The organism is Endozoicomonas sp. SCSIO W0465 (assembly GCF_023716865.1).
Taxonomy (GTDB): domain Bacteria; phylum Pseudomonadota; class Gammaproteobacteria; order Pseudomonadales; family Endozoicomonadaceae; genus Endozoicomonas.
This window is the reverse complement of the sequence record NZ_CP092417.1, coordinates 4040476-4052396: the sequence shown is the minus strand read 5'-3', so window position 1 is coordinate 4052396 and position 11921 is coordinate 4040476. Positions and strand designations below refer to the sequence as shown.

At 48.9% G+C, this 11921-nt stretch carries 9 protein-coding genes; 4 read left to right on the top strand and 5 right to left on the bottom strand.

The features are described 5' to 3' along the window. Positions 1-33: 33 nt before the first annotated feature. Positions 34-1287, top strand: a complete 1254-nt coding sequence (locus tag MJO57_RS18130) for a hypothetical protein (protein ID WP_252017685.1) — start codon at positions 34-36, stop codon at positions 1285-1287. Continuing rightward, positions 1287-1670 (top strand): hypothetical protein, encoded by a 384-nt coding sequence (locus MJO57_RS18125; RefSeq protein ID WP_252017683.1) that lies wholly within the window; start codon positions 1287-1289, stop codon positions 1668-1670. Before MJO57_RS18130 ends, MJO57_RS18125 begins: the two co-directional genes overlap by 1 nt. A 129-nt stretch (positions 1671-1799) precedes the next feature. On the opposite strand, the gene MJO57_RS18120 is transcribed toward MJO57_RS18125, so the two are convergent. From MJO57_RS18120 to MJO57_RS18100, 5 genes are all read right to left on the bottom strand, one after another. Then, a complete protein-coding gene (locus MJO57_RS18120; protein ID WP_252017681.1) occupies positions 1800-2711 on the bottom strand; it encodes a hypothetical protein in 912 nt (303 codons plus the stop codon). A 114-nt stretch (positions 2712-2825) separates the two neighbouring features. Beyond that, positions 2826-3131, bottom strand: coding sequence for a hypothetical protein (locus tag MJO57_RS18115; protein WP_252017680.1), 306 nt, complete (start codon positions 3129-3131; stop codon positions 2826-2828). A 169-nt stretch (positions 3132-3300) separates the two neighbouring features. Then, positions 3301-4638 (bottom strand): transposase, encoded by a 1338-nt coding sequence (locus MJO57_RS18110; protein ID WP_252017304.1) that lies wholly within the window; start codon positions 4636-4638, stop codon positions 3301-3303. Positions 4639-4693: 55 nt separating this feature from the next. Next, the gene (locus MJO57_RS18105) at positions 4694-5638 is read right to left on the bottom strand and encodes an IS4 family transposase (protein WP_256491682.1); all 945 of its coding nucleotides are present in this window, start codon (positions 5636-5638) and stop codon (positions 4694-4696) included. Between the two features lie 1427 nt (positions 5639-7065). Continuing rightward, complete coding sequence (locus MJO57_RS18100; RefSeq protein ID WP_252017676.1) at positions 7066-8493, bottom strand: IS4 family transposase; 1428 nt, start codon at positions 8491-8493, stop codon at positions 7066-7068. 44 nt (positions 8494-8537) lie between these two features. Here MJO57_RS18100 and MJO57_RS18095 point away from each other — a divergent pair, with 44 nt between their 5' ends. Next, positions 8538-10838 carry a hypothetical protein gene (locus tag MJO57_RS18095; RefSeq protein WP_252017674.1) on the top strand — a complete coding sequence of 767 codons (2301 nt, stop codon included), beginning with the start codon at positions 8538-8540 and terminating at the stop codon, positions 10836-10838. Further along, positions 10838-11797 carry a hypothetical protein gene (locus MJO57_RS18090; RefSeq protein WP_252017672.1) on the top strand — a complete coding sequence of 320 codons (960 nt, stop codon included), beginning with the start codon at positions 10838-10840 and terminating at the stop codon, positions 11795-11797. Before MJO57_RS18095 ends, MJO57_RS18090 begins: the two co-directional genes overlap by 1 nt. Positions 11798-11921 lie beyond the last annotated feature (124 nt).

The following is an 11921-nucleotide window of genomic DNA, read 5'->3' as shown; positions in this document are numbered from 1 at the left end:
CCCGTAAAAACAGCAAACGACGCAGCCAAGACCATGACCCAAAGCCAGAGGTTGCTCTGGCAAAATTACGCCGATGAATTGCTCCAAGGTCAGAAGAAAGTTAAGCAAGCAACAGCCGAATCAGCCCAAACCGTCAAAAGTCATTTTGAGGATGCAGCCGATGCCCTCAGCCAGGTAAACGCAGCTGAAACCCGAACGGAACTGGCCAGCCTTGGGGTAGCCTTGGCTGAAGCCTTTTCTCAGGGCACTTTGTCTGCAGAGGAGTATTACGAGGCGACCGAGGCCAGTCGCAAGAAGCTGGCCGAGCTGAAGGCCGAGGCGGAAAACACCAGAGACAGCATAAAAGAAACAGGCGATGCTGCAGAGGAAGCCGGGGATAAGCAAGAGCAATCTTTTGAAAACGCCCAGTCTATTTCTGCTGCTTTAGCCGGTCACTATAACGCAATAACCGCCGAACTGATGGGCATGAGCAGTGCCGCTCACGACGCTTTTGTAGCCATACAACAAGGCGGCAGCTCTGTGGATACCACCGCAGCCAAAGGCAGTATTGAAGACCTGAAAAATGAGCTAAAGGCAACCTCTGCAGAAATCAGCCGGTTGCAAAGCAATCATTATCAATTTGATGTAACCGGTATTGGTCGCTGGCTCAATCAAACATCAACCGCTGCCGCTTATGTGAAAAAACAATTTTTAGAGCAAAGAATTGCCCTTGAACAGCTATTTGAAAGCTATGAACAGGGCGAGATCAATGCCAGAAATTTTGTCCGTGAGGCCGAAGATGCCGCACAAACCATGAACCTGCTCAATCAAACGGATTTAGACCGCCTCAATAACGCCATTGTTTCGGCCAAAAAGAACATGGCCAGCTTAGGCGACAGTTCCCGCAATACCCTCAATAGCCTGCAAGATGAACTGGATGAATTGCAGGGCAGACAATCCGATATTGAGCAGCGTCGTTATCAAAATCAGCGTGATGATTTGCGAGCGCAACAGGCCGAGGCCATTGCTAACGGGGATCAGGAGGCGATCACGAATATTACCTCAGCCCTGCGCATTAGCGAGCAGATTTACAATGAGCGGAGGCGGCAAGCCAATAATGAGAGAACGCAAGCCCTTAAAGATCGCCAGGGAAGCGCAGCGGTATCTACTCCAAGCACCGCTTCACAAACCCCGCAGCGTATTATCCGGCTCGAATATCCGGGGGGCGATGTGAATGTTGGGGTAAAACCGGGGGATGAAACCAAACTGCTGGATGCCCTGAAAAATGCAGGCATGAGGACGGTCTGATGCAACTCGATACCATAACACTCCCCGACGATCTGCTCTGGATCAATGAATTTGAATGGAACCCGGTAGAGCAAACCACCGAGCGCAGCCTGACCGGGGCTTTATTGGTACAGGAAGGACAGTTAGTTCATGGCCGTTCTATTGTTCTTTCTGGCAATGGCGAGGCCGGTTGGGTTTCCCGGCTGACGGTCAAGAGCCTGTTTGCTCTCTCCAAGGCGGTTAGTAAAACTATGACGTTGACGCTCCCGGATAACCGGCAGTTTTCCGTTATCTTTGATCGCTCTAATGGAGCTCCCGTAGAGGCACAACAGCTTATGCCGTTTGCCTACCCGGACGATAGCGACCAATACCTTCTTACCCTTCGATTGCTGACCGTTCACTAAGGCTGAGAGGGGGCGATCGAGACTGTAAATATTCCTTCAGCTTGACGACTGAAAAGCGGGGGGACAGTACCTTATAAATTTTTACTGGAACCCTGGGGCGTTTCAGTTAAATTAGAAGTCAGTGGTAAATCACCTGAGTTTTTTAGCTGAATTGACTGACTGACGATACTGCTCTTGGCGCTCCCTTTCGCGCTTACGGTAAGCGGGATCTTTGCGGAGCTTCCTTTGGCGCTCCCTTTCGCGCTTCCTTTTTCGCTCGACGTAAGCGGGATCTTTACGGAGCTTCCTTTGGCGCTCCCTTTCGCGCTCCCTTCTTCGCTCGACGTAAGCGGGATCTTTGCGAAGCTCCCTTTGGCGCTCCCTTTCGCGCTCCCTTTTTCGCTCGACGTAAGTGGGATCTTTGCGAAGCTCCCTTTGGCGCAACCTGTCGCGCTCCCTTTTGCGCTCGGCAAGTGAAGAACTGCCCTCAACATTAACTTCTGCCTGGGTTGTTTGGTTATCACTTGTAGCTTGATGCGTATATAACGGACTAACGAAAGCAACTGGCCGTAAATCTTGTGAACTATTAGTTCCGGCAGAAAGATTAGTTAACTGTAAACCTGAGCTTGTATGATTCGCTGTTGTTTGCTCTCTAATTTCAAGTTCGTCCCACGATATTAGCTGCTGAAAGGGAGTATTTGGTGTTAGTAATAATGCATCATTAACGGGTTCATAATCAGGCTGGTAAGGAACATATTGATCAAGAATGGATTGCTGTATCTCTTGAATACCTGTTTCAGAAGCGTTTTCTGAATCGAAGTTTGTTAGAGATTCAATGTGGTATTTAATCAATGAGTTAGAATGATCAGCTTCATTTTGATATGTATCTAGTCCGCTATTGTAGATAGAAATGGGGTTCAGCACTTGAACTGGTATGCCTTGATAAATAGGCTGCTGTTCGGTGGTGCCAAATTGCTGTTCTTGATCTACTAAACCTGATGCGCTGGAACAAAGATAAGAAAAAGAAGCATCAAATGAAGGAAGTCGATTGATTTGATCCATTGAATTATTGAACTATCGAATTACAGATTAAGACCACGCTTTCTTATAAAAGTTCCTCCCTTTCACCAAGCATTCACCATTTATTTATGTCAACCAAGCATCTTAAGGTAGACATTAAGCCCCACCCACCGCACAAAGGCCTAATCTTGTACGCCCTGAACAACCATCCCGTGCAGGGTGTTCTCGTTTCGCATTATTTCCCCAGAAGTCCAGTAGCTTTTTAATGCATGAGACCAATGACTTTCCTGCATTCATCAACGATGAAATCACATTACCAAACAGGTGAGTCCCACTTTTCATCACCTTGTGCGTCGAGATTTCCTCAATGCTCCCACTTTCACAGAGGTTCGCCTGTGCAGCATGGGCAAGGTACCTTTTCAACGTCACAACCACAAAGGACATCAGAATCAGGCTAAACACCAGTGTCGCTGATTTGGTGTTAAAACGATGCCACCCTGAATAGGATCTCGACTTTAGAGTCTGTATAAAACGATAATTCGGTCAGCTTTTTATAGTGAAGCAAGCCGAAATCAGTGAACTGTTTTTCCAAGTTCGTTATTACTTCCGTTTTTTGCCTAAAAGCCTTTAGTTATGCTGCTTCTGAATTATCCGGTATTAACTGGTCGATCAGATCGCGAAAATTGAACTCATATTTTTGCTTATATCTGTTCCAGCCCTTGCGAATAGAGAACCTCGGAATAATTCCTGAAAGAGCAATTTTCATCATGCCTGCAGTGGTTGTATCCGGGCTTCTCCAGGGTATCCGAGAAATATTCAGACATGCCTGATTTTTACAAACGGTTAATAACTGCAATAATGCATAGCCTGCCATTTTCAAATGCATCCATCGAAGCAGTGTTCGCAATTTCTGCTGCCATAAATGGCAACAGCCAAAAGCATGTTTGAGTTGGTGAAACATTGGCTCTACCGGCCATCTCCGGGAATAGGCACGAAGCACCTCCAGTCCCTCAAGTTCCGGATTGGTCGAGATGAATATTCTGCTTTCGGTCAGACCTTTGTCATTTTCAAAGCGACTCCAGACGACGCGTACTTCACGACCTTTAAGGAATCTGGCGCGACAGATCAGGGTACGATAACGTATTTTGCGAAATTTGCCGTACATCCATACTGTTGCTTTTTCTTCCGGCAGTTTCTTAACCTGTTCTGTCGTCATCTTGATGCCGTACTTTTTTGGGCGCCCTCGCTTCTTTACGGTGGGTGCTGGCGGCAAAGCATAGAGGGCCCGATTTGAAGGTATCTGACCAACAACTTCTATGTTCATTTCCAGAGCTGGCTTTATCAGTGTCCAGTTCATATACCAGCAATCGGTTAGCAGGCGTAGCACTCGATCCTTCACTTCATTGCGTACCACCCTGAGCATGGCCACGGCAATTTTCAGTTTGCTGGTGTTACCTGAAGCTGGTGTCGGAAATGAGATCACCGGTATGGCGGTAAATACTTCATCTGCAGCCCGCTCAAATATGATGGCCAGGGAAACCCAACACTGCCCCCAGATGTACGTCGGCCGATTGCGTTTCTTGCTGTGTTGATGATGTGTACGACAAGCAGGGGCTTTGTCGGAAAACCGTTCGATTACCCAGTCATCAAGCCCCAGGACCACAGGTTGATTCTCAGGAGCTTTGGAGCAGACCAGACGGATCAAGTGGCGTGCCAAGTTCTTCCATTGCCACTTGCCCTGAGATAGCCAGTGGTGGTAGCTGCTCCACACACAATGAAAATCAATTGTTAACAACGCCTGTGTAACAAAGCCGTCGGCTGAAAGCATGCAACCGAACAGCAGTTCGCAGAACGTTGGTACTGCAGTTGATGATAGCGCTCCAGCAAGAAAGGTTGTATATGAAGCGAGCTCCCTGAGGATTACTTGATGATCTGAAGTGAGCATGGCAACCATCTCGAATTTCGTCATTGGGGATGGTTGCTTTTAGCAGATTATGCGCCGGAACTATTGTGCTCTTAAAACTCTAAAGTCGAGAATAGGATTTGATCTCTTTGAAAATCAGCTCTATCTGCCACCGTAGACGATAGGCCTGGAGCACATCACTCAAGGTGAACTCCACCCGGTTCAGGTTGGTCACAACGAAAACCCACTTCTGTTTTTTGTCATTCCAGCGGACAACCAAGCGGAATGGCCAGGCTTTGAATCCCGGCCATTCTACATCCAGGTCGAGGCACTGGTCTTTGGGGAAGCCAGACAGTACATCCTTCAGTTTTTGTCCTTTGTAGCGATTGAGATTCTTGCCATCCTCCCGTACCGCGCTGAGTATCGTCGGGTTGATACTCTGAGGTGCCTTGCAGATAAAAGAACCCTCCCTGTCATCAATAGCGGCAAAGAGTTCCAGCTCAAAATAACCGGCATCCATTAGCATCAGGATATAGGCCATGGATGTTGGCAGTGGTGGCAGACAGTCTCTTTCTGAACGGGTATCTTCAGTCAGCTGCACCCGCACCAGGTTGTTGGTGAGAAGATCCATTGTCGTATGAAGCTCGACGGCAGCAGGACTGACCGTTGAGAACCTGCCGGGAAATGCTTCTTTCAGGGCATCATAGACAGCTTGTGACGAACCGTCCTGAATCAGAATGTGCTCAAACTCTGAAAATGGACTGTCTTCATCAAACGCCATGACTTTGCGGGAAAATATTTCCAGACACTGCACCCATAGCCACAGGATAAGAGTAGGCAGCGCGTCCTTTTTAGCTTGATTTGCCCAAGAACGATAAGAGACATTCAGCCCCGTCAACTCGTTAAATTTACGGTGTAGATCCGCCTGGGTATCGCAGTTTCCATCACCAGCGAGGGCATCGATCAGTGAGAGGATAAAATCCAAAGGACGGATATCTCGCTGTCGTATAGTAAAACCAAGCTGTTCCGCCATACTTAGGAGTTCTGACCGGTCGAAACAGGTCAACAGTTTTTTTCAACTAATCTACTATTTGCAGTACTCATCTTGTTCAGCCATTGATAATGGTTTCGAAGCTTTATTGTGGCTGTTCAAGGTGGGTTCTGCCGCCGGAAACGAACCTTTTTTGAGCTTAATGTCTACCCTAAGAACCAAGCATAAGGAATTGTTATGGCTATTACTAATAGCGACGTAAAACTCTTCGAAAGCCAGCGCCTCACAGATGAGGAAGACGGTGGCGGTCGGGTGACTGGCAGCGAGGTCATCGATGGCAACGTCAATAATCTATTTCAGGATATTTCCCGGATCGACCGCACCATTGGTGATGTGGCTTTGCGGAAGGCGTTTATCGGGATCAGCACCGATCACAATGATATTTATCTTGGTAGCCATTTGATCCTGACCGAGCCTCCCAAGGATCAGAATGTTTCTGTCTTGTTATTCAATACCGACAGTCAAACTGACGAGCGCCTTGATGCCAGAGACCGGATTGAGAGCTATGTGGTTCCGGGCATTAAAGCATCATGGGAACTGGTAGGCGATCAGCTGGAAGGACAGCGTGCTATTGTCGGCTATCAGCGGGAGGAATTGGCGGTCCCTGAAATTGGTGAGGTCTATAAGCTCACGACACCAGATGGTTTAACGACCCAGTTTATTCGCATTACCGCTGTTGACCATTCCATTGTGACTTTTACCTATAGCAACGGGCAAGAGTATGTGGATTTTACCCGGCGCAAGGTGGAAATGGAGATCAGTGCTCCCTTGGAGACGACCTTTGTCGGAGCGCCACCAGTGCCAGGTGAGCCGGAGGAAGAAACAAGCTCGATTCACCGCACCCAGATAGCTGACACCAGCCGTTACTATGGCATCCAGCCAATGAGCACCAACATTACCGCAGGCGATCTGACGATAAAGGCCGAGAGCGTTTATGCACCGTTGGTGCCGAGTGCCAAGGTAGAAAGCCCGTTGCTGGATCAATACGGTGGCTATACCGGCAAAACGATGGTGGCGACCTCGGCCAGTAACCGATCCATCAGCTGTCGCTTTGTTCATATTACTGGCAACCAGAGCCGCACCTACCTGCAGCGGGGTGTTTTGCCCGGAACACTGACCCTGTCGCTTGATGGCGGAACTTTTGAAGATAACGGCGCAGGCAGTCTGCTCCATAAAAGCGGCACCAATAATTACAGCAAGCTGACCGTGGATTATGAGCTCGGGGAGATTAACGTCTGGCGAGCAAGTAGCTATACCACAGCAACCGCCAATGCCTCCTATCAGCCAGCGGTGGCGATTACCGGAGCGGCGATCAGTGGCGCTATCCCGGTCACCAACCAGAACCGAGGCTTCAATTACACCCTGAACATGGCCGAGGCCAAACCAAGGCCGGGAACACTGGTGGTCAGCTATATCGCCCTTGGCAAATGGCTGACTCTTGATCACATCTCTCCAGCGCTGAACTGCCGGGCTATCTGCCAGGTTTTTACCCGATCCTGCAATTTCGCCCAGCCTTCCCATACCACTAACCAGCCGGGCTGCCCTGTATGCTTTGAATCACCCCAACCACCAAGCCGAGCAATCGTTTGAAGCAGCCAAGTGACTGTTGGCGGCTTATCGGGCAACGCTTTTTTTTCATAGGTTAGCCAGAGAACCTGCCATTCATCATCACTGACCACCTCATTCGCGAGTGTTTTTTCACTCCAAAGCTTTCTGTCTTTGTGCTGCCTGTCATTCGGTAACATTAATGCTTCACGGATTTGCATTAGTCTGACAGCGACAAACATTAATATGACCGCAAGTCGTTCAATGTTATCCGGAGATTGCAGACGAAGCCTTTCTACTCCTGCTCCCGATTTCCAAGCCTTATGGAACTCTTCTATTCGCCATCGGAGCTCGTAAAATCGAATGATAGAGCGACAGTCTTCGAATGTTTCAATATCTTCAGTTGTCAATAGTACCCAGTGCAAACGGTCTTCGGAGTCATTGCCAATCTCTTCAGCCGACACAATATTCATAGTTACCGGTTCCGGCCTGCCGCCTGGCCTTTGCGGCGCCTGTATTGTCATCTTCTTTCTTTTGACCTGCAGCGTTGCCTTTCGCTTCTTTCTACCTCCTTTTTGAGGAACCACTATCGTATATTTCCCCAACACTTCAGTCTGAGCTAAGGAATCAAATAATAAGAGTTCGCCATCCACCAGGATTCTGTTTTGTGTAGCTCTTACAACAAACCGCTGTCGGTTATCCAGTTTGTAGTGCATATATTCGTATATATCCGCCTCCCGGTCGCAAACACTGATGATGTCAGGCATTTTACCCCCCATCCTTTGTTCTGTGTTTTCAGAGGCTCTTTGCCACTTAAAGCTTTCCTTTCCCTCGTAAGGTAGCTGACGACGTTGGTTCTTTTTCCCCCGCTGAACGTCCTCTCTAACCCATCGTTCTTGATCAATAAGCCCAATGCTTCGCTCTGTATCCGCATCAACCAAGAAGACAGAGTGGACGTGGAATCCTCTGGTTTTAGAGCCTTCAGGACCTCCAAGATCACCAAGCTCGGATCTGACAGCATGTTTATAACCCAGGGTTGTTGTATCTTCGAGAGCCAGAAGTAGGCGAGACTGTCTCGCTATTTTGGCAGTTGCCTGAAAGCCTGCCTCAGCTATTGCTTCAGGCTTTACGGCCTCATTCTCAATCAGCCGGTAAGCTCCAGTTACCAGTGCGGTATAACCTTCGCATGAAGATGACAAAGAATTACCGGTATGAGCTGAAAGCTCGGCAGCAACTTTGACAAGTCGTTTTGTACGTCGAGTATCGCCCAAATCAGCACATCCAAAAGTTAGTTCTGACCATGGTTTAGGAGAAAGTGGAAGCATGACCTGTTTTATCAGTGAGAAATGATAGAACAAGGTAGCTATTTGTGATCAAGAGACAGGGCAAATGGCAGGATATTCGTGATCCCGGTAATGGACAGATGACGGGTTCTGGAACCGGCACCATTCTGTTTGCCACCGGCTCGGCAGCGATTACCCTCGATGCGCTGCCCGATCCTGACAGTGCCATTGTATTTAGCTATGTGGCGCAGAATGATGATGATGTAACCATTCGCACAGGCTCGGTGCCGGTGGAGGATATGACCTTCCGGCATACCGTCGAGAAGCCCGGTATTAAACCCGGTTCTATGACGGTGACCTACGTTTCCACCGGGGAGAATAAAACCCTGACCGATCAAGCCAATGGCCTGCTGACGGGGGATGGTAGCGGTGCGATCCACTACGCTCCCGGCGAGTTGAGCTTTAAGCTGGACAATCTTCCTGATAGCGGCACCGAAATACAGCTGACTTATGAAGAAGGCACCAGTGCCGGTGGCGAGGTCATTGTGGCTGTGGATGGTCAGGGAATTATGAGCGGCACTATTCCGGGCGCTCCCTTGCTGCCCGGTTCTATCCAGCTGCAATTTTTGGTCGAACAGTTATCCAACGTGCCGAGTGTTTCCAGAAAAGTCGATGACTGGACAACCTATGAAACCACCAGAAACGTAGCCAAACAAATTGATGATGATACAGCCGGTGGCTGGCGTGGCGTCACGGGGAGCATAGATTACCAGACAGGTGCCTTTACCATTCTGGCTTTGGAGAATTACAACTATCCAGAATGGCGAATTAAAAGAGTTCGTTATGATGGTGCTTATATTCGGGATATAGAGGCCACCAACACCCCCAAAACCCAAACCTTCAATGGCAGCACCATCACCGCCATTGCGCAGGCGAACAACCTCAGTCATGCGCCTTATAACGAGAGCATTACCTCGCCAGAGCTGACTATTGATTTGTTGCCCTTGATGGACAATACCGTTTTGCTCCCCGGCAGCGTGATCTTTGAATGGAATGGTGAAACCTATTTTGACCGGGATGGTTCTCTCTATAAAAATCTGAGTACAGAAACCAATGCCGGTGTTCAGGTCGGCAGGGTGGATTACAGCGGCGGGTTGGCGACACTGGCCAGCTATCCCGATGGCACCGTCAACACGGCCACCATTCAGGCAGCGGCGACCATCGGGGTGGGCTTTGCGATAGATGCGGTGGCTTTCCGCACTCCCGGCGCTCCGATCCGTCAGGGCAGCTTGCAGCTAACGGCGGTGCGGGTGGATAACGGGGATATTATTACGGCGACAGCTGACTTTAATGGAGAGTTTGATACCGCAGAAGTGGTCGGGAGCATCGACGTAACCACAGGCTGGTGTGAGCTTCAGTTTACCGATGGAACTGATCCTATCTATGTCATCCCACAAAGTGTCCGTTATAACTGCGTGGTGGAAACCAGCCTCCCGCTCGATGCTGAATTAATCGGCCTTGACCCGGTGCGTCTGCCTCCTGATGGCAAAGTGCCTATCTATCGAGCCGGGGATATTGTCGTTATCAGTCATACGGCCACCACTGATGCAGGGACGCCAACGGCAGGTCAGGTGATTAACCTGGCTCGTGACCATCAGGCAGAAATAGTGGTGGAAGATAGCGCCGGGGCTCTGCTAGCCAGCGATCAATATACCGTTGACCGGGAGGCAGGCACCGTTACCTTTGCCGATCCGTTGAGCCTGATTGATGCTGACAGTAACCCGCTATCGGCACCCTATACCATCAAGGATCGGGTGGAGCACATGAGCGTATTAAGCGATGTGCAGATCAATGGTGACCTGTCCATTATCTCCCCGGTGCCGTGGGATTTGCCTGCAGGGGAAACCTCGGTCAGCAGTGCTGTCGTATATGGCGATCTTCAGGCGAGAGTAAAAAACTTTTTCAGCCAGAAGGTATGGGACAACGGCGATCCAAACTGGACGGATTACCGGGAAGGCGACCAGACAACTGCCCAATACAACACCATCAACAATCCGGTGGAAGTGACCAACAAGGGCGCTATCTATGGGAAGTGGGCGATCATCTTTACCAGCACCACTACCTTCCAGATTGTTGAGGAAAAGCTCGGGATCATAGCAACCGGCAGCACAACAACGGATACCGCTCCCATTAACCCGGAGGCGGGAGTGCCTTATTTCACATTGAAAGCCGATGGTTGGGGCAGCGGTTGGGCAACGGGTAATGCGATCCGCTTTAACACGGATGGATGCCTTGCGCCGGTTTGGATTTGTCGGACGGTGCTGTCCGGGCAAGGTACGGAAACAAACGATGATTTTACACTGCAGATTCGGGGGGATGCTGACTAATGGCCATTACATTTTATTCATCAGAAGACGCCGGTGCGCCACAGTTTGAAGTGACCCGAAATGTCAGCGGGAATTACCAGAATTCTATTGATAAGGTCATGGATGCGATTCTGGTGACTGGTTACGGCAGCAAGCCGGGTTGTGGCTGGACAAAAGAGATGAGCTCTGATGTTCCTGACAGCAATCGTACCGTTTATAAAAACAAGTCAGCGCATCAGGACGATATGTTTCTTCTGGTTGAAAGCGGTAAAGAAAACTCACTGACGATTCGGATGCAGATAGCGGATATTGTTACCGATCCTGAAACCTACAGTGGTTACAGTCAGGTAATGGCTGGTTGTCAAACGCATGGAGGGCAGCAGTATTGGATGGCTGTGGGTGATGAGCGAACGATTATTTTTCTGTTTTATAGCTGGTACGTCAGGAATAACTCTAACGGAAGCTCTTATTTGCCTTACTGTATTTATGCCGGTGATTTTGAGATCGATGAAGGCAGCAATCATAAAGGTTGGGGATTGCTCGGCAGCTATATGCTCAAAGGAACCTTGGATACCGTCACTCATCCCGGTGACAACAGGGGAACCTTTGGAATTGACAAAAAAAATTATACGTTCAGACCGTTTACACAGATACCCGGTGAAGCGTGGTCAGAAAATGGAATAACAATTAACCTTGCTGCTTTCGAAGGAGGTAGTACGAATTCAGTTGAACGAAGCGCTATCTTTTATGATGTTGCAGACTTTGAAGCAAATGCCAAGGCAAGAAGTCCTTGGTTTATGCTTTTTGGGGCAAACCATATATACCGATTAAGAGGCGCTTACTCTTTTTATCCGTGGCTACGCACATCGAATTCCAGTAATAAAAGAGGCTCTATTTTGATTACGAACTGCTCTACAGTGAAAACTGACTGTAGGTCACGAAAAACAAGGATTGAGCAACATTACCGGACAATATGCTGACAACCTTTGTAGATAAAGGGCTTCAGCAATGTTCAACCCAGTAGCAGTCTGAAATCCTACAAGAGCCATAAAAGAAACTTTATGGAAATCGTATCCGTTAATGGACATGACTATCTTGCCTTGC